This is a genomic window from Lactobacillus amylolyticus DSM 11664 (assembly GCF_000178475.1).
Classification (GTDB): Bacteria; Bacillota; Bacilli; order Lactobacillales; family Lactobacillaceae; genus Lactobacillus; species Lactobacillus amylolyticus.
The window spans coordinates 1-17,331 of the sequence record NZ_ADNY01000026.1 but is presented as its reverse complement, the minus strand read 5'-3'; the positions used below and the strand labels follow the sequence as shown (position 1 = coordinate 17,331).

General features: G+C 36.4%; 20 protein-coding genes, 1 pseudogene, 1 riboswitch and 1 other annotated feature. Of the genes and pseudogenes, 6 read left to right on the top strand and 15 right to left on the bottom strand.

Features of this window, described 5'->3' with window-relative positions; genetic code table 11:
- Positions 1-399: 399 nt before the first annotated feature.
- The 9 genes from HMPREF0493_RS03195 to HMPREF0493_RS03155 all read right to left on the bottom strand — a co-directional run bounded on the left by HMPREF0493_RS03195 (position 400) and on the right by HMPREF0493_RS03155 (position 8,959).
- The gene (locus HMPREF0493_RS03195) at positions 400-669 is read right to left on the bottom strand and encodes a bacteriocin immunity family protein (RefSeq protein ID WP_133286317.1); all 270 of its coding nucleotides are present in this window, start codon (positions 667-669) and stop codon (positions 400-402) included.
- 165 nt (positions 670-834) lie between these two features.
- On the bottom strand, positions 835-1,083 hold the full coding sequence (locus HMPREF0493_RS03190) for a hypothetical protein (RefSeq protein ID WP_006351844.1): 249 nt from the start codon (positions 1,081-1,083) through the stop codon (positions 835-837).
- Positions 1,084-1,276: 193 nt separating this feature from the next.
- Positions 1,277-1,978, bottom strand: coding sequence for a DUF975 family protein (locus HMPREF0493_RS03185; protein WP_006351842.1), 702 nt, complete (start codon positions 1,976-1,978; stop codon positions 1,277-1,279).
- Positions 1,979-2,258: 280 nt separating this feature from the next.
- Entirely contained in the window at positions 2,259-4,508 is a 2,250-nt protein-coding gene (dltD, locus tag HMPREF0493_RS09250) for a D-alanyl-lipoteichoic acid biosynthesis protein DltD (RefSeq protein WP_006351841.1), read from the bottom strand.
- Positions 4,501-4,740, bottom strand: coding sequence for a D-alanine--poly(phosphoribitol) ligase subunit DltC (gene dltC, locus HMPREF0493_RS03175; protein WP_006351840.1), 240 nt, complete (start codon positions 4,738-4,740; stop codon positions 4,501-4,503). The genes dltD and dltC overlap by 8 nt, the downstream gene beginning before the upstream one ends.
- 42 nt (positions 4,741-4,782) lie before the next feature.
- A complete protein-coding gene (dltB, locus tag HMPREF0493_RS03170) occupies positions 4,783-6,027 on the bottom strand; it encodes a D-alanyl-lipoteichoic acid biosynthesis protein DltB (protein ID WP_006351839.1) in 1,245 nt (414 codons plus the stop codon).
- Positions 6,027-7,541 (bottom strand): D-alanine--poly(phosphoribitol) ligase subunit DltA, encoded by a 1,515-nt coding sequence (gene dltA, locus HMPREF0493_RS03165; protein WP_006351838.1) that lies wholly within the window; start codon positions 7,539-7,541, stop codon positions 6,027-6,029. The genes dltB and dltA overlap by 1 nt, the downstream gene beginning before the upstream one ends.
- A 17-nt stretch (positions 7,542-7,558) precedes the next feature.
- Complete coding sequence (locus tag HMPREF0493_RS03160) at positions 7,559-7,711, bottom strand: teichoic acid D-Ala incorporation-associated protein DltX (protein WP_006351837.1); 153 nt, start codon at positions 7,709-7,711, stop codon at positions 7,559-7,561.
- A 129-nt stretch (positions 7,712-7,840) separates the two neighbouring features.
- Positions 7,841-8,959: a YncE family protein gene (locus HMPREF0493_RS03155; RefSeq protein ID WP_006351836.1), complete on the bottom strand. Its 1,119-nt coding sequence runs from the start codon at positions 8,957-8,959 to the stop codon at positions 7,841-7,843.
- A gap of 591 nt (positions 8,960-9,550) precedes the next feature.
- On the opposite strand from HMPREF0493_RS03155, the gene cbpB reads away from it, so the two are divergent.
- Both cbpB and HMPREF0493_RS03145 read left to right on the top strand, forming a co-directional pair.
- Positions 9,551-10,066 carry a cyclic-di-AMP-binding protein CbpB gene (cbpB, locus tag HMPREF0493_RS03150; RefSeq protein ID WP_006351835.1) on the top strand — a complete coding sequence of 172 codons (516 nt, stop codon included), beginning with the start codon at positions 9,551-9,553 and terminating at the stop codon, positions 10,064-10,066.
- The gene (locus tag HMPREF0493_RS03145; protein ID WP_006351834.1) at positions 10,033-11,907 is read left to right on the top strand and encodes a heavy metal translocating P-type ATPase; all 1,875 of its coding nucleotides are present in this window, start codon (positions 10,033-10,035) and stop codon (positions 11,905-11,907) included. Before cbpB ends, HMPREF0493_RS03145 begins: the two co-directional genes overlap by 34 nt.
- A 58-nt stretch (positions 11,908-11,965) precedes the next feature.
- On the opposite strand, the gene HMPREF0493_RS08595 is transcribed toward HMPREF0493_RS03145, so the two are convergent.
- Positions 11,966-12,118 carry a hypothetical protein gene (locus HMPREF0493_RS08595; protein WP_006351833.1) on the bottom strand — a complete coding sequence of 51 codons (153 nt, stop codon included), beginning with the start codon at positions 12,116-12,118 and terminating at the stop codon, positions 11,966-11,968.
- Positions 12,111-12,608 carry a hypothetical protein gene (locus HMPREF0493_RS03140; RefSeq protein WP_006351832.1) on the bottom strand — a complete coding sequence of 166 codons (498 nt, stop codon included), beginning with the start codon at positions 12,606-12,608 and terminating at the stop codon, positions 12,111-12,113. Before HMPREF0493_RS03140 ends, HMPREF0493_RS08595 begins: the two co-directional genes overlap by 8 nt.
- A gap of 135 nt (positions 12,609-12,743) precedes the next feature.
- Positions 12,744-12,799 (top strand) — a sequence feature (sodium ion sensor (DUF1646 type); this cis-regulatory element may regulate processes involved in with the transportation of sodium ions).
- 45 nt (positions 12,800-12,844) lie between these two features.
- Between HMPREF0493_RS03140 and HMPREF0493_RS03135 the strand changes: the two genes are divergently transcribed.
- Positions 12,845-14,014 carry a cation:proton antiporter gene (locus HMPREF0493_RS03135; RefSeq protein ID WP_006351831.1) on the top strand — a complete coding sequence of 390 codons (1,170 nt, stop codon included), beginning with the start codon at positions 12,845-12,847 and terminating at the stop codon, positions 14,012-14,014.
- Positions 14,015-14,045: 31 nt separating this feature from the next.
- On the opposite strand, the gene crcB is transcribed toward HMPREF0493_RS03135, so the two are convergent.
- The 4 genes and pseudogenes from crcB to HMPREF0493_RS08590 all read right to left on the bottom strand — a co-directional run.
- Positions 14,046-14,402, bottom strand: a complete 357-nt coding sequence (crcB, locus tag HMPREF0493_RS03130; protein ID WP_006351830.1) for a fluoride efflux transporter CrcB — start codon at positions 14,400-14,402, stop codon at positions 14,046-14,048.
- A complete protein-coding gene (locus tag HMPREF0493_RS03125; protein ID WP_006351829.1) occupies positions 14,402-14,791 on the bottom strand; it encodes a fluoride efflux transporter FluC in 390 nt (129 codons plus the stop codon). The genes crcB and HMPREF0493_RS03125 overlap by 1 nt, the downstream gene beginning before the upstream one ends.
- A gap of 46 nt (positions 14,792-14,837) precedes the next feature.
- Positions 14,838-14,898: riboswitch (Fluoride riboswitch) on the bottom strand.
- A 43-nt stretch (positions 14,899-14,941) separates the two neighbouring features.
- Positions 14,942-15,373 (bottom strand): LysR substrate-binding domain-containing protein, encoded by a 432-nt coding sequence (locus tag HMPREF0493_RS03120; RefSeq protein ID WP_228117015.1) that lies wholly within the window; start codon positions 15,371-15,373, stop codon positions 14,942-14,944.
- Between the two features lie 20 nt (positions 15,374-15,393).
- Positions 15,394-15,549 (bottom strand): annotated as a pseudogene (locus tag HMPREF0493_RS08590) (IS30 family transposase); the annotation flags it as partial.
- A gap of 288 nt (positions 15,550-15,837) precedes the next feature.
- Here HMPREF0493_RS08590 and HMPREF0493_RS03115 point away from each other — a divergent pair.
- From HMPREF0493_RS03115 to HMPREF0493_RS03110, 3 genes are read left to right on the top strand one after another with little or no spacing between them, the layout of a single operon-like run.
- Complete coding sequence (locus HMPREF0493_RS03115; protein WP_006351827.1) at positions 15,838-16,392, top strand: sensor histidine kinase; 555 nt, start codon at positions 15,838-15,840, stop codon at positions 16,390-16,392.
- Positions 16,382-16,543 (top strand): GHKL domain-containing protein, encoded by a 162-nt coding sequence (locus tag HMPREF0493_RS09000; RefSeq protein WP_228117014.1) that lies wholly within the window; start codon positions 16,382-16,384, stop codon positions 16,541-16,543. The genes HMPREF0493_RS03115 and HMPREF0493_RS09000 overlap by 11 nt, the downstream gene beginning before the upstream one ends.
- A 1-nt stretch (position 16,544) precedes the next feature.
- The gene (locus HMPREF0493_RS03110) at positions 16,545-17,324 is read left to right on the top strand and encodes a LytTR family transcriptional regulator DNA-binding domain-containing protein (protein WP_006351826.1); all 780 of its coding nucleotides are present in this window, start codon (positions 16,545-16,547) and stop codon (positions 17,322-17,324) included.
- The last annotated feature ends 7 nt before the right edge of the window (positions 17,325-17,331 follow it).

Here is a 17,331-nt window from a genome sequence, read left to right as displayed (position 1 = left end):
AACTAAAACGATTTAACTAGCACCACGCGTTTTCGACTATTCTTTTTACAACTAATTCCAACAGCTCATTAGCTAAACTCTCCACTTTAATGCTTGTGGGATATAAAACGCAAACGAATTATTTTCCTAATTATGAGGTACGCTCACGTTTGCCATTGCAAATAATGACTAGAATTTTCTGTGACGCGTATTCAGTCAGAACTGGTATCACTAGCAAATAAAAGAGAGCAGCCATTACCTCTAAGGAATTAAGAGAAATGATGAAAGATAGCGATAGCGAAGCTGCAAAGTATCTTGACGAATATGTTAGTAACAACATTGACAGTCATTGGAATATTTAAGCTTAGGCAAAGAAAAAGATTGATAATCATAAGTTGATTACCAATCTTTTTTTATTCTTTAAAAGCTCATAAAACTAATGCCGTTCCATTCCTGATCCTGGTGAGAATCATGCATCGCACGACTATATAACTCTCTAACATTCTTATAAAGTTTGCCATGCAAAGCTAAAGGAAGCAGCACATAAGTCAATTCATTCATAATTCGTGGATAATAAACATCGTTTTCAATTTCATTTTTAGCCTTTAACAAATACTTGCGTTCCGGTGCCGTCACCGTCTCGTCTTCATCTAGCAAATAATTCAAAATTGCCAAAAATTTTTTCTTCATTAACACGTTTTTTTCTGCCAAACATAATATTTAATTTCTCCTCTAAATTAAACTGCTTAAATCTCATCCCTTTCGTCTGATTATATCCCCCTTCATGAAATTCAAGCATGTTTAAGCAAATAAAAAAGAGCAGCCAACCGCTACTCTTTCAATTATTCCAATCGTTCATTCTTTTTGTGCATCCCGATAATTATCGCTTTTTCGATATGCTTCATACAAAATATCTTTGACCAAAACCATATCAGCATGTTGTTCACAAACAATAGTCAGACCTAAATCTTTATTTTCAAGTTGCGACACGTTTTTTTTGCTTTGCTTCAACTGATCCAAGCCCTGATCAACAAAACTGCGCTGCGAGCCTGTCAGACCTCTATATTTTTCCTTTGCTTGCTTTGTATACCTGAGTTTCATCATTTTTTCTCAGTCCATTGACCTTTTTTGCTAATTGGTAGATTACGATGGCTGCGCTCGCCACGTACTTCAGAATCAGAAAAAGTCTTTTGATCTTTGCTTTTTTGTCATCATGCATAAAAAACCACCTTCCTATTTCAAATTATACGGAAGGTGGTTTCAATAAAATATTTTACTGCTCTAAAATAGCGATAATTTAGTTTTCCTTAAGGAATTGGTCACCAGCTAAATCACGGTAAAAGTTGACCATGGTTTGACGGTAATATGGCACAAGCCAGATAAAACCGATTCCCAAAGTAATGACGCTAAGAATAGCCCAACCGATGAAGCTTAACCACAAAACGAACAAATCAGTCTTATGACCATTCATCAAATGACGACTCTTTGTAATTGCTTCCGTCATCGTTGGCGTTTTGCCTGCATCATAAAGATCCTTCATGATGTATGGCGTCATTGCATATGAGAAAGCCTTAATAATCCCTGGAATAATGAACAGAAGCGTCCATAAAATAAGGAAGATCAATTCTACCAAATAAGTGATAAATGAACTCGTGAACTTGCCATCAGTATAAGCACTAAACATGCCTTTGAAGATATTTGGCTGATCGCCTTTGTCTCTGAATTGCAAAAGCGTGTAGTAAACGCCCCAGACGATTAAACCGAGCAGCACGCTAACGATTAAATTAATCACTGATGAAGTCGTGCTTTGATGATAAACAACGCCATTTGCCATTTCATCGATGCGAGTATAAACGATTTCGCGCTTATCAAAAATCAAAGACACAATATCTTCAGCACCATAAATAATCACATATGCAAATAATGACAGACAAACTGCCCAGCCCCAATGACCACGAAGTTGGTCCTTGGCTGCTTGTTTTAATTCTTTTCTGCTCATTTTTCTCCTCCAAAATGATTTCAATTACGTTTTCTTAACTGTTACAGTTTAGCCCACTTTGTATATGAAGTCTAATTTAGGTATAAAAAAAGCCTAATTCCACCAACATTGGAACTAGGCTCACACAGTGAAATACCACCACTTCTGACCACATATAGAAGATAACATTTTCGCTACCGGAGAAAATGACTACTTTCCTTAGTGGCGGTACATAAAAAGTTTAGCATTCAAAATGTTAAAAAACAACACTTCTACCTGCTTAATATAAAAATATTTTTGATCATTTTCGATCTAAGTCAAGCATCATTGTCATGATATGATCAATTCGTTTTTTCAAATATGAAAATTTCTTATGATCAACACGATTAGACTGAATAATGATCATATTCTTACCATCATTTGTAGTACGCAAGAAGGTAAAATATCCGTCTCCCGCACCATTGGCGCTCTTAAAGACTTTAGTATTATAAAAGCCACCATTATAATATTTTGATGCTTTGCCATGATACAAGACAGAGCGACTGTTATTCGTTAGCAATTTGCCAACAAGCATTTCTCTGACAACTTTTGCCAAATCACTATCGGACATTGCCACCGAACCAGCACCTAATTCATTATGAGCATCAGCAACTACTTTCGAATATTTTACCCGGTGGTACTTGCCATCAAGGTAGTTATAACTATGAACCCAGCCACTTGCTTTAAGCACAGCCGGATCTGCCCATAAGAATACTGTATGCTTTAATTTCAATGGTTTAACAAATGTCTTTTCAAACATTTGCTCATATGTCTTTTTCTCAAGCTGAGCTAAAATACCGCACAAATAAACGTAATTGAGTGAAGTATAGTGCCACTTGCCAAATTGCTGCTTATTGAACACGGTCTTCTTCACATCGGCCTTAATGTTGTCCGCATCAGAGACAAAATGATCAGTTCCCAATGTCTGACCTGACTTGATATCCAGTCCCGAAGTCATATCCAGCAAGTTAGCAATAGTTATTCGATCAGCACCAGCTACAGTTGGATAAAACCTGCTCAATTTCGTCTTCAACGATAATTTTTTAGCCTCAATTTCACGCATGATCATGGCAGCTGTCATTGATTTTTGCACTGAATTGATTAAGTAGCTAGTGTCATCCTTATTGGCCGTCGAATATTTCAGCCAAGTCTTATTATTTTTGATAACAAGAACCGAGCCTTTAATTCCTAATTGGTCAATAGCATGTCGCACTATTTTTTTTTCTTTTGAACCATCAAGATGATTCTTAGTTAAGTTTAAGCTCTTGACCTTAGTAGTATTTTGCCACTTCTTTGAGTAATAATAATTGCTCATTGAGTAGTCGTAGCGTTCATTAGGCAAACGCATGAACTTTTTTACTGCTTTATCAACAGCAATCCAACCATTCCAGCCCAAGTGAATCGTATCGGTCATGAAATACTTCTTGTTGCCATCTTTTGACAAGTCTTCAATATTTTCAAAACCTTGACTGGTCAACTGTTTTTCTATTTTAGCAACTGACTTTTGATACATCTTCATTGATAAGCCTGTGTACTTAGCCCATTTAGCATTAACAGGCGGAATGATGAACAAAACGTTGGTATGCTGCTTAGCAAATTGATTAAGCATCAACTCAAAGTCCGCATATTCAGGTGACTTGACGTAATCGAAATTGCGTTGACTGCCCTTTAACTTCTTAAGAACTTTCTTTGGCAAACGTGTCCGATAAAAAGTATTATCAATTCCAAAATTATTGGAGTTGGTATGCATTGCTGCTTGTTCATCCGCTACTTTCTTCAAAGCAGCTTCAGAATAAGTCTTAGGCAAAAGCTTTTCTTCCTTTTCGATCTTGTTGATTCTGTCTCGCAATTGGAAGGAGCTGAAGAATTTGTCTTCATTAGCCAGCATCCGTTCACGATCCTTCAATAAGAAACGATCCCAACTAGAAAGCTTTTTGCCTGCCGCTACTTTTTTCAAGCAAGATTTAATAATTCCTGCTTTTACAGTTGGCATAGATGCAATTCTAGCCGCAGCATAACGATCAGTTTTTGTGTTTTTGGCATGCAGCAAGAAAATGGCCGTCCCAAGTGGAGAATAATACAGATCAAAGGCAGCAGGGTCTTGACCCTTCTTGGTAAACCATTGTGGTGAAATAATCACAACAGCCTTTTTATTCTTCAATTGCTTGCTAGTTCCCTGCATCCCTACAAACTGAGCCAGGCTTTGACTGCCAGGGCCACCAAGCAAAAACGGCCGATAACTGCGGTGATACTTCGCAGCTAAGACACTTGGGTGAAGCGGATCAATACGTGATAATTCACTTGAACCATAGAAAGGCACATATCCACTATCAAATGCTTCCTGCTTCATCTTTATCCCTTTAAAGACCGTCTGCGTTTGCGAATTGGCAGCTTCATAGATTGAACTCTTAGAAAAAGTTCTTTCCCATGGCAATAAAAAGACAATGATCAACAGAACAATTGCACATAAAACCGGGCCAAAGATTTGCCAGAGCCGGCGTTTATTACTCATTTTCTAAGCTTTCCACCTTTGCAACGATCTTAGCTGGAGTATCCCATTCTGCACGGTTGAATTCTGATACAGGAACATCGATACCGAACTTTTCTTGCAAACTCAAAAGCATTTGAACGCTTGCCATTGAATCGAGCAAACCATTTTCAAAAATATTTTCATCCATTCGATCTGATAAATCTTCACCAGTCAAATCATTCAAAATGTCTAAAACTTCTTTTTTTGTGTCCATTATTAATACCCCTCAAATAATTAAAATTTCTATCTTCTATACTTAATGCCATCCAAACCATAATTGGCTAAGAAAACCGGAGAAGATCAGCATCCCAAAACAAATAACCTGGAAAGTAATAAAAATTGCAAACCATTTAGTAAATTTATTAGAAGGAATGGTCTTCTTATGTTTCCGCTTAAATCTCAGCCAATAATCATTAATGATAATGGCAATGCATTGGTACAAACCATACGTGATGTAGTACCAAGTAAGGCCGTGCCAAAAGCCCATGATTAAGAACAAAAGCAAGTATGAAACTTGTGATAAACGAATCCGGTTTTTAATCAATTTCTTCTTCATAGCAAAGAAGGTAAACCGCATGTAAATATAATCACGGAACCAGAATGACAAGGTCATGTGCCAACGATTCCAGAAGTCTTTAATATTTTGGGAAATAAAAGGCTTATTGAAGTTCATTGGCGTGTGGATTCCCATAAAGTATGAAATGGAAACCGCAAATAATGAATAACCGGCAAAGTCAAAGAACAAATACATGGTGTAACAATACATGTATGCTAAAACCCACCATGATAACTTCAATCCGCCTGCAGCATTTCCGGCAATCAAAGCTGCTTGACTGATTTTTGGCAGCCAATAGGTCCCAAACAGCCAGCCTAAAATAAACTTATATAAGAATCCTTGGAATAAATACCGAACTGCATATTGCAAATCCGTAATATATTGATCCCTGGTTGGTGCTTTATCAAAATCCTTTTTAAAGCGCCGGTAACGGTCAATTGGCCCAGAGGAAATCGTTGGAAAGAAGAGCAAGAATCTAGCATATGTTCCAGGTTCAACCTTCTTAATTGCCCCATCGCGAATTTCCATAATTACTTGGACATTCTTAAAGGTAATATATGAAATTCCTAAGAAACCCACGACAAATGGAACTGTTCCCGCTGGCATTACAGTTAAGATCTTAACAGCAGTTAATGGCAAAATCGCCAAAATTACAGCTAAACAGAAAACCCAGGTTTTATTAGGACTATTCTTTTTAGTGCGATAGCGTTCATAGGCAAAGGTTAGCAAGAATTCAAAAACTAGGTAAAGAATTAAATTGACCCCTTGCTGCCAGTGACTAGCATCGAAGATCAAGAATAAGAAGACTAATGAAAAAATAGCTTCATATGTCTTAAATCTTTTACCATTATAAAGGCCGATAATCATTGGAATTAACGCAATCAGCAGCCAAATAAAGTATTGCGGATTTGAGTAGGGTTGTAAGTTAATGAAATTAAAATTCACTACTTATTAACCTCCTTAATGACCGCCTTGATGTCAACTTTGCCATTTTGCGAAATTGGCAAAGAATCTCGATAAATGAAACGTTGTGGAATCATATATGGCATTACGTTTTTAGCCAAATCTTCACGAATCATTTTTGTTAAAGCAACATCAGAGTACTTGCGTCTTACGCCTTGCTTTAATTCAATTTCAGCAACAATCTGCTGAACAGCGTGGTCTTTATTGTATTTTGGAGCAGCTACGCCATAACGAACCAATTTATTTTTGCTCAAGTAAAAGTTAATTTCTTCAAGTTCGATTCTGTAGCCGTTAAATTTAATTTGGAAGTCAATCCGGCCACGATAAAATAACATATCGCCATCAAAGAAGCCGGTATCGCCAGAGCGATAGCTTTGATATTGATCATCATCATTCTTAAAGAATGCGGCTTCAGTCTTCTCCGGGTTATTCATATAACCTTTAGAAACGCTAGGGCCGCTGATGATAGTTTCGCCTTCGCCTGGTTTTTCACCTTTAGCAGTATCGATTGTGATCTTGGTGTCTTCTTTAGCACGACCAATTGGCAACCGATCATATTTCTTTAAAATTTCATCAGTAATTTCAACTTGCGTTACCGCAACAGTTGTTTCCGTTGGACCGTAAGTATTGAAAATATGTGATCCTGGGAATTTTTTCTTCAGCATTTCTACTTCAGTATGCGGCAATTCTTCACCACAGAATAAGAAATGCGTCAAATCTGGGTGGTGTTGAGCATCAAATGTTTTGTCCAAGAAGCACATCTGTGCAAATGATGGCGTTGATACCCAAACGTTAAATTGCAATTTTGGCAAAGTGCTGAATAATTGTGCAAAGTTTTGCGTCACATCATGTGGCAAAACAACCAACTTGCCCGCTGCAGTTAATGCAGGATACAAGCTCATGACTGACAAGTCAAATGAATATGGAGCTTGTGCCAAAAAGCTTGGATGTTCTGGCAAATTGAAATCGTTCAATTCCCAGTTAACGAAGCTGAGCAAGTTCTTGTGACTAATTTGAACCCCTTTAGGCTTCCCAGTTGTTCCTGAAGTGAAGATAATGTAGTAATTATCATCGCCTTCGACGAATTTGCTTTCGTCAAGCGTGTAATTGCCGTTTTCAACTTCATCTGGCTTAATCACTTGTACGCCAGGCAATTCAATTTTTGGCAAATCATCAATTGCGAGCACGACTTTTGCTTTAGAAACGTCTTGAATCATTGTCAAACGTTCAGCGTTTGAATAGCTTGCAATTGGAATATAAGCATGTCCAGATTTGACACAGCCTAAGAAACTAGCAATCATTTCAAAGTTTTGACCGCCCCAGATCATAATTGGATCTTTATCAGGGATATCTAAGCTTGATAACTTATGTGCCCAAGCATCTGAACGCTTTTTCAAATCACCATAAGTATTAGTATGGCCGAGATAATCATAAACCTCGCGATCAGGTTCATTAATTGCAATCTCGTCTATCTTCTTGATTACATCTTTAATCATTGCTGATCCCACCTGCCTTAAAATTCATTGTAAATAAAGTGGACTGAATTTAAGCCACTATATTCATACAAATAAATTAGGGCCATGAGGATCGCAAAATATACTATTGTTTTCAAGACAAACATCCCTATTTGTTTGCCTCGAGATTCAACTTTTTTTGTTTTCTCCATTTTTCTCCCTCGTTATTCTTCAACAACGCTCAGGCCTTATCTTACTACAAATGAATGTAGCGAAAAGACACTCAGGTCATATTTTAACAAATTTAAATAAACTTAAACAATTGGGAAAAGAAATATTTTTTAATTTCCAAATAATGCATTTATATTAATTGATAAAATTCTATCCATAATCACCATATTTGGTTTGGCATATTGCTTTGAGCCGGACTCAAAAATACAAAGCAATTGGCCCTTATATGCAGTAATTTGTTCCAAATATGGCGGCATATCAATTACCAATTCCGCGTTTTTTTCATCTAAAGCATCAAGTGCGGTAGAAGGGAAAATATATAATTTTGAATCGCTGCTGCCATAGGATTGACTTAAGAAAATTTTATCGTCATAAATCGTAATTCCTTGAATCTGTTTGTTCATTGAAGTTACGCCACTTGGGTCGGACCAGTCAACCGTACCAGTAATAATTGAGTTTTTATTTTTGCCGCTGCGAGAAATCGTATAACTTGCTACTCTCCCGCGGCCATACATGTTAAAGAAGCCGACAAACAGCTGATTATCGTAGTAAGTAACAGTCGATGCTTTTTCAAGAGTTGGAATTGAAATTCGGTTGTTATAGCTAATTGGGGCATGGCGTTTTGTATCATAGCTAGCCACCTCTTTTAGAGGAAAGGACATTAACGCGGATGACTTGCCAATTGATCCAGTAATCCAGACATTTTTGCCCACAGGATCATACGCAATTCCGCCAAGGTGAGGTCGACCGGCTACTTGAATGGTTTTGATGTATTTTCCAGTCTTTTTATTAAGCACGTAAATAACGGACGCGTGCGTATGCTCACCGTCATAAGCCGTAAGCAACAGATACTTGCCGGCAACCGTAATTCCCTGGGGCGTCATTTCAGTTGCAGTGTCGTATTTTTTCTTCTTAAAGTCATAGCTTTTGGTCGCAACTAAGCCAGGAATGACAAAATCCTTGCCCACCCAGGTTCTTGGGGGAACATAATTGGATACTTTATTAATGAAAGGATATTTTGTTCGTAAATTTTTTTGATATGTGGACTCTTTTTGCCAAGCAGCATTCGTATTTGTACCATCTTTTGCCTTTACCAGCTTTGGCCGATTATTTAAGAATTCTTGTTCTTGATACCATTGATACCCAAAGTAGCCACCTGTGCCTAATGCACCAACTATCAAAAGAAATAAGACAAAGCTTTTAAGGATTCGTCCTAATTTTTTAACCACATTACCAATCTCCTCAAAAAATTTTCACGTTGACTGCATTTTATCAGTTTATATATTTTATAGGAAATAAAATCCTTGTATTAGCCAAAAGTAATCAATTTAAAATCAAAAATTCGTTTTATTTCAAGATAGAAATAATTTTGTCACACTTTTTTCACAATTAACGTTTATCATATAAATTGTAGCGAACGAACGAAATTAAAAGTTTCGGTCGAATACTATTCAACTTTTTTGTTTTTCATTCATACTCCTCCAAGTAAATAATGAAAATTAAAAGTGATTGGCTAATCGCCAATTTCATATCTATCCCTTTCCGCTCACGTGCGTTGCGTGGGCCTTTCTTGGTCGTCTTAAACTAATCGCTTATATTTCTTTACCTTTTCATAAGAATTTAGACATTTTTAATTCACATTTTCCCCGTATTATATAAACCGTAGCAAGGAGAAAACAACTTGTTACATACTCCCACTTTTTTCATTCATTCACCTCCAAAGTAGATGAAACTAATGAGGCTCGTTTAACGGCGAGCCTTTTTCTTTTGCTCAATCTATAGTAAGATAATGGTGAAAGAAAAGAAGGGAAATCGCTTACATGTTTTCGCCATCAATTAAACATTTAATCCAAGAAAAATCCGGTTCCTTTTTAATTCCTGCCAGCCGAATCGCATTTGTTCAAGATGACAATCCTCTTTATCATGCTTTTTTGATCCTAACCAAAGTTAAATATTCAAAAATACCGGTTTTGGACAAAGATCGTCATGTAGTAGGCCTGTTAAGTTTGGCAATGATTACGGATAAAATGCTGGAAACTGATGAAATTTCGGTTGATCCGCTCAACAAGTTAAAGGTTCGTGATGTCATGCAGACCAAGTTTGACAAGATCAACTTTGTCGAAACAACTTTGGAAACGCAGCTGCACCTGCTTATTAATAACGCCTTTCTGCCAGTCGTTGATGATCATGGAGCCTTTCAAGGATTGCTAACAAGACGTGAATGGATTAAGGCCTTTAATTATGTCGTTCATACTAGATATAGGCAAAAAATATTTGAGATTTTTTCTGGGGGGAGAAAAGTATGCTTAAACGCCAATGGAAATTTTTGGTTGTAATAGCTGCTGGTATTGTCGGTGCTATTCTAGACTTTATTCTTCATATACAACCAATATTTACTAATTTTACCTTTATGGGCAAAACAGGAATAACTTACAGTGAAATTATTATTGATATTATCGGTATTTACACTGCTATTAACATGGCAATCGAAATGATCGGCGATATTCGGCGCGGTCGTTGGGGCGTCGATGTTTTAGCTATCATTGCCATTGTTTCAACGATGATCATTCGCGACTACTGGGCAGCTTGGATGATTTTGGTAATGTTCACCGGTGGTGAATCACTTGAAGACTACGCTACTAGCCAAGCCGACAAGGAATTAAGATCACTACTTAACAACACACCAAGAAAGGCCAACAAATTAGTTGATGGCAAAGTGACTGAAGTCAACGTTGACGACTTGCAAATCGGCGATATGGTTTTAGTAAAGCCGGGTGGTCAAGTTCCTGTTGACGGTAAAATTGTTAAAGGTACTTCAAGTTTTGACCAATCATCACTTACTGGTGAATCTGTTCCAATTAACAAAAAGCCAGGCGACGACTTAATGTCCGGTTCAATCAACGGTGACGCAGCTGTTGAAATGAAAGTAACCAAGTTGGCAAAGGATTCAGAATATCAGTCAATCGTTGCCTTGGTTAAGTCTTCTGAAGCTCAACCTGCCAAGTTCGTTAAGATGGCCGATCGTTACGCTGTCCCATTTACCATTATTTCTTTGATCATTGGTATTATTGCGATGGCTATGGGCGGCTGGAACTTCACAAGATTTGCGGAAGTTATGGTTGTTGCTTCTCCATGTCCATTGTTGATCGCTGCTCCTGTTGCTTTGGTATCAGGAATGAGCTCAATGTCTCGTCACCACATTATTGTTAAGTCAGGTCCAACACTTGAAAAATTATCACGTGCCAAGACTTTTGCTTTTGATAAAACTGGTACTTTAACTCAAAACAAGTTGGAAGTTAGCGAAGTTATTACTGCCGACGGCTTCGATAAAGATGAAGTTCAAAGCTTGGCTGCAAGTGTTGAGCAACAATCAAGCCATATTATTGCTGCTTCTTTGGTTGCTGATACCGACAAGAACAAGATTAAACCTGTTTCTAATTTAAGGGAAACTACCGCTCAAGGTGTTGAAGGCGATGTTGAAGGCAAAACCGTTAAGGTTGGTAAATTAAGCTTCGTTGCTCCAGAACATGAGAAAATTGATGCTGGTGCTACTGCTGTTTATGTTTCTATCAATGGTGAATTCGCAGGTTATATCACTTTCAAGGATGTGATCCGTCCTGAAACTCCAGAAACGATCGCTCGCCTGCGCCGTCAAGGTGCTAAGCAAATCATGATGTTGACCGGTGACCACAAGAATATCGCTGATCAAATCGCTCATGCAGCTGGCATCAATAATGACGAAGTTAGAGCTGATTTACTTCCTAAGCAAAAAATTGAAGCAATTAAAAACGTGCCAAAAGATTTGCGTCCAGTTGTTATGATCGGTGATGGTGTCAACGATGCTCCAAGTTTAACTGCTGCTGATGTTGGTATTGCAATGGGTGCCAAAGGTGCTACTGCTGCTAGTGAAAGTGCTGATGCCGTTATTATGGTTAACGATATTAGCAAAGTTAACGATGCTGTTGCTATCGGCAAGCACACGATGAAAGTTGCTAACATTGATGTTTTGACAGCTATTTCCATTGTCATTATTTTGGAAATTATCGCTGCTACTGGTATTATTCCAGCCTTCTTAGGTGCGATTTTGCAGGAAGTTGTCGACTTAATTACGATTTGTTTGGCTTTGCTTGCAAAGACTGAGCCTAAGAATCCAGAGCAAACTGGAATTAAAAAATAAATAATAAAGATAGATAGATAAAAAGGCTTTGGGATATCCCAAAGCCTTTTGTTATACGCTAATTTCCAATACTGAAACGATCAGCAGTATCATCGTCATCCCAATGAATTTTAACTCCATGGTTTTTCATTTCTTTTAAAATATTCCGTTCAAGAACATAAATAAAGCCTAAAATAGCTAAAAAGCTCAGAGTCCAAATCCAATTAAACATAAAATAGAAAGCCAATAAAGAAACTGCAGTGAGTAACGTTCCTATAAATCTGAATTACGTAATACTTTTTGCTTCCAAACTCTGCTCGTAAGATTATCAAGGCATATTCAATATTATGTTTGCCAAAATAAATCCCATATAAGAATGCTACTCCGACGACAAAGTCATAAAAGCTTATACTCCGTAAATAAGATAATAAAATCGCATAAACGATTGAAGCACCTAAAGCAAAATAAAACAGCTTTTTTACTCGATCTTCATTTTCATGGTTAACAGTATAATTTGGTCTAATCAACAAGCGTTCGGCCAGCCAATTATATTCGTCAATAAAGAAATAAAAACTAGCGACAAAACCAATCTCAGTAAAAAAGAGAACGAACCCACCAAAAATTGGTGAAAAAGTTAAAATCAAAATTCCCAAGATGCCTAACCATGGTAAAAGTGCGGCAATTCTCCGATTACGTAAAAATTTTTTAGTTTCTGAATGCAATGCTTTCGCCCTCTTTTAATATGAAAATTATATTAGTTTTCTATATTTTATAATTTTGTTCAAATATGTCAACCAATACTATTGCATCATCGTATCAAAACAATTAAAATAAAATTCAATTAAATACGTTGTAGTGGTTGGGTTTTTAAACAATAAAAACTTTCAAGATTTGCTTATTTGGGTCAATAAGCGACTTGAAAGTTTTTTTCTTTATTTAGCCTTTAGAAAGGATCCACATGCATTTCTTAGGAGAATTAATTTTAATTTTGTTGGCCACCGTGCTGCTCGGACAACTATTTGCTCGCTTCAATATGCCAGCCGTAATTGGTCAGCTGTTATCAGGGATTATTTTAGGACCTGCAATTCTAAACTTGGTCAAGCCAAATGACATTATTAGTCTCTTTTCTGAATTTGGCGTTATCCTGCTGATGTTCTTGGCTGGACTAGAAAGCAATCTTGATTTACTTAAAAAATACTTCAAATTAAGCTTCACTGTTGCCAGTATCGGTGTCATTCTGCCAGTTGTTTTCATGGGTTTAGCTTCGATGGCCTTTGGCATGAAATTCTTAGAAGCACTTTTTATCGGAATTGTGTTCGCTGCCACCAGCGTGTCCATTTCTGTTGTCGTTTTGCAAGAAGCCAACCAGCTGCACACTCGTGCTGGTACAGCGATCTTAGGCGCGGCCGTTGTTGATGATATTTTAGCCGTAGTTGTCCTCAGCCTATTCACAACATTCAGTCATGAAGGCGGAAAAAGTGGCTTAACCAATAATTTCTTTTTAAATCTCTTAATTGAGGCAGCCTACTTTGTCGCAGTTTGGTTCATTTACAAATGGGTAGCACCTTACTTTATGAAGGTAGCAGAAAAAATGGACGTCAACTATGTTGTCGTTATCGCCTCATTGATTTTATCCATTGCTATGGGTTGGGCTGCTGATTTCGTAGGACTTTCTGCAGTAGTTGGTGCTTTCCTCGGCGGTTTAGCAATACGGCAGACACCACAATATAAAGAAGTTAATTCCTCAGTTTCCGCAATTGGTTATGCGATTTTTATTCCGGTATTTTTTGCGGATATTGGCTTATCCATGACTTTTGCCAGTTTCTTCAGAGACATTTGGTTCATTATCGCGATGACAGTATTAGCAGTTTTATCAAAATTCTGGGCTGGCAAATACTCAAGTGAGCTTTTTGGCTTCAGCAAGAGCGAAGGCAATATTGTTGGCGCAGGGATGGTGTCACGAGGCGAAGTCGCCTTGATCGTGGCGCAGATCGGAATCACGCACCATTTGTTCCCTGAAGATATTTATTCCAGTTTGATTTTGGTAATCATTGTGACGACTGTGGTTTCACCGTTTATTTTGAATTACTTTATTAAAAAGAAAAGCAAAGATTCTACTTTTGCATAAATAAAAGAGGCTAACAAACGTTAGTCTTTTTTTAAAGCAATTTTCCCAACGCAAAACCAGCAAATACCAGAATCAAACCGCCTAAATATGACGCAATTAAATAAGTCCAGAACATGCGATAACTTTTATCTTTCAACTTTCCTAACAATTCCACATTCATCGTTGAAAAAGTAGTATAACCGCCTAAAATCCCGGTACCAACAAAAGCATAAACAAAGACTGGCAAGCTCAAAGCAAAGATTAGTCCCAGTAAAAAGGTACCTGACAAGTTAATCAGCAAAGTGGCGTACGAAAAACTCTTCGGCCAATTTTTCTTACCATAATTGGTAATTGCATAACGAATCACTGCACCAAAAATAGCACCTAAACCTGCAGTTACAATTTCCATTACGCTTCACCTGCCAATCTTTTACCTAACTTATTACCAACATACATCCCTAAAGCCGCAAAGATTAACCCAAAGATAATTGAAGAAAAGAAGTAAATCATTACTGGCATAGAATTAGCTGATTGCAATTGTTTTAGCGTATCCAAATTAAAACTTGAAAAAGTGGTAAAGGCACCGACAAAGCCAGTTGAAAGACCGGTAGCTAGCCAATCGCGTCCTTCTCTAAATTGCAAAAAGAAGTATGTCAAAAAGGCAAGCAGAAAACAACCACTGATATTGGCGACAAAAGTGCCAGTTTGTGACCAGATATTGGTTAAAAAGCAGCGCAGTGCCCCACCGAAAAAGGCAAAGAAACCAACGCTAAAATAATTAGCAAGTTTACTATTCATTAAAACCCTCCAGAAATAAAAAAGCGTCTACTATCCCATTTATTGTGAGGTAGTAGACGTCATCAGATTTTACTCAGTTAATGGCGAACGTCATCGCCTATTTGATTTACTTTTTTACTATAAACTTTTTACATGATTTTGCAAGAGCCTTTACCACTTGCTAGCAGCAATTTTTACTGCTTTATTAAAAACATTGTATAAAGAATTGCTATAAGATTTTTTATCTAATTCTTTACGATAAGCTAATCCATAAACAATTGGAATATCGCAATTTAAAGGAATATATCTTACTGATTTTTCATTTTTATCATAAAGAATTGAAGGGATAATTCCAATTCCTTTGTTAGTTAAAACATAATCGGTCAACGCTATAATGTCCGAAACTTTTTGATAAGTACAATTTAAATCACTAGCATCAATTTTGTTTAAAAGATACCGCACAGTTGGCAAGCTATTATGAGTATCCCAAATCAAAAGATGACGATTCTTTAACTCATTTAAATCCAACGTTTGTTTAGAAAAAAGCGGATCAGTGTTGCTTACTAAAACTGAAAAACTCTTTTTAAATAAAGGTTCGTAAATTGCAATAATAAATTGAACACTTATGCTGTTTGATAGATACGATCCAATTCCTTTTTAAAGATTTCATCTGGGGTATGATATGCTAAGATCTTTCTCGGCAGTGAATTGCACCAGGTTTCAATAATAATGATGTCTTGTAAAGAATAGTTAGCTATTGCTTCTCCTTTAGGAATGAATGGACTTTTTATTTTTTATCAAGTGTTCAATTTAATTTTACAATCAGCGAAAAATTAAAAATAGATTATTAGACAAAAATAGTTCTATTTTAGTTGGTGTATTAGTATATATATATATATATCACAGGATACGTAGTAAATTATTTAGTTTTTTCTGAAAATGAGCCTAGGAAAGTCTTACAGTTTTCTTTAGGCTTATTACTCTTTCAAGCAATTTTTGCGATCTTATTATATGTTGGTGCCGTTCGAATACAAAAAGAGGTACTATCAGAGCAACAGCAGAAACGTATGGAGGCTGAAAATCAGCAGTTAAAAGAATATTCCAACTATCTTGATAAAAATGAAGACGAATTACGTCATTTTAAGCATGATTATGAAAATCTTTTAAACAGCTTGAAAATTAGTGCGGAAAAAGGAGATAGTAAATCTGTTGTAAAACAGTTGGCTAAATATACTAATTCCCAATTTGATGAAAAAGCGCTTCGTAAATATAAAGGTGTTAATCATATTCATGTTGAAGAGTTAAAAAGCATTGCGATTACTAAATTAGCTAAACTCTATAATGAAAAAATCCCCTATAGTTTTGGGTGTGAAGTGGAAATTTATGATATTCCAAAGATAGTAAATATTTTTGATTTAGTACGAATTATTGGAGTAGCATTCGATAATGCAATTGAGGAGAGCCAAAATCTAATTAAACGGACGGGTGACAATAATAGCGCAAAAGTTGATGCTATGTATTATCAAGAAGATGGTAATTTTGAATTTAAGATTCGAAACCGAATAAGTAAAGGTACGACATTATCTCCTAATGTTTTGAGTCAGGAGGGATATTGCTACTAAGCAACATCATACTGGTATTGGATTAGCTAATGTTAAGCGAATAGAGTCAAAGTATGAAGAATTCATGCTTATTAACTATGAAATTAAGAATGGTTGGTTTACTTTTGAGTTAGAAATCATACCGGATAAAGAAAGCATGGAGGAAGATTAGAGTGAAATATTCACTATTTGTTTGTGATGATGATCAAATGCAAGTAAATGACATAGTTAAAATGATTGGAAAAGCAGAAGAAATTATTTCTGATGATCATGCAATTGCATTTGATGTAGCGTCTGCAACTAATTTCGTAGAAGCAAAGGAGTATTTAGAAGATAATGTCTATAATGGTGGAATCTATTTACTAGATATAGAGCTGGGACAAGAAGTTGATCAAAATAATGGTTTTGATTTGGCAGAATTTATCAAGAAGCAGGATAAAAGGGCGCAAATTGTCTTTATTACGACACATGCCGATCTGTCTTTAATTTCGTTTGAAAGGAGACTCGGTCCGGTTGATTATATTGTTAAGCCTAGAGATTCGGAAGATCATGATAGATTCAAACAACGGCTTGTAGCAACGTTAGAGGTTGCGATGTCAAATATTGAAAATTTTGATTATACGGAGAAGCTAACTTTTCATTATAAAGTTGGTAGACAAGTGAGAAATATAAATATTGATGATATTATTTATATTTCAACGACTCCAACACCACATAAGTTAGTTATGGTGAATGTAAGAGGAAAAAATCAATTCTTTGGTAGTATTAATCAATATGCTAAGGAATCTACAGATTTAATTAAAATTAGTCAGTCATGCTTAGCCAATCCTAAAAATATAAAATTAATTGATTTACCGAAATACAAAGTAACATTTGTAAATGGTGATACTGTTGATTTTTCACAATCTGCGTATAAAAGAATGCAACATTTATTTGATAAAATTCAGGTGTAAAAATTAA

Excerpts from the sequence above, each read along its gene's own strand:
- HMPREF0493_RS03195 (WP_133286317.1), bottom strand. The coding sequence starts at position 669 with ATGAAGAAAAAATTTTTGGCAATTTTGAATTATTTGCTAGATGAAGAC.
- HMPREF0493_RS03190 (WP_006351844.1), bottom strand. The coding sequence starts at position 1,083 with ATGATGAAACTCAGGTATACAAAGCAAGCAAAGGAAAAATATAGAGGT.
- HMPREF0493_RS03185 (WP_006351842.1), bottom strand. The coding sequence starts at position 1,978 with ATGAGCAGAAAAGAATTAAAACAAGCAGCCAAGGACCAACTTCGTGGT.
- dltD (WP_006351841.1), bottom strand. The coding sequence starts at position 4,508 with ATGAGTAATAAACGCCGGCTCTGGCAAATCTTTGGCCCGGTTTTATGT.
- dltC (WP_006351840.1), bottom strand. The coding sequence starts at position 4,740 with ATGGACACAAAAAAAGAAGTTTTAGACATTTTGAATGATTTGACTGGT.
- dltA (WP_006351838.1), bottom strand. The coding sequence starts at position 7,541 with ATGATTAAAGATGTAATCAAGAAGATAGACGAGATTGCAATTAATGAA.
- HMPREF0493_RS03160 (WP_006351837.1), bottom strand. The coding sequence starts at position 7,711 with ATGGAGAAAACAAAAAAAGTTGAATCTCGAGGCAAACAAATAGGGATG.
- cbpB (WP_006351835.1), top strand. The coding sequence starts at position 9,551 with ATGTTTTCGCCATCAATTAAACATTTAATCCAAGAAAAATCCGGTTCC.
- HMPREF0493_RS03145 (WP_006351834.1), top strand. The coding sequence starts at position 10,033 with ATGCTTAAACGCCAATGGAAATTTTTGGTTGTAATAGCTGCTGGTATT.
- HMPREF0493_RS08595 (WP_006351833.1), bottom strand. The coding sequence starts at position 12,118 with ATGTTTAATTGGATTTGGACTCTGAGCTTTTTAGCTATTTTAGGCTTT.
- HMPREF0493_RS03135 (WP_006351831.1), top strand. The coding sequence starts at position 12,845 with ATGCATTTCTTAGGAGAATTAATTTTAATTTTGTTGGCCACCGTGCTG.
- crcB (WP_006351830.1), bottom strand. The coding sequence starts at position 14,402 with ATGGAAATTGTAACTGCAGGTTTAGGTGCTATTTTTGGTGCAGTGATT.
- HMPREF0493_RS03125 (WP_006351829.1), bottom strand. The coding sequence starts at position 14,791 with ATGAATAGTAAACTTGCTAATTATTTTAGCGTTGGTTTCTTTGCCTTT.
- HMPREF0493_RS03115 (WP_006351827.1), top strand. The coding sequence starts at position 15,838 with ATGGAGGCTGAAAATCAGCAGTTAAAAGAATATTCCAACTATCTTGAT.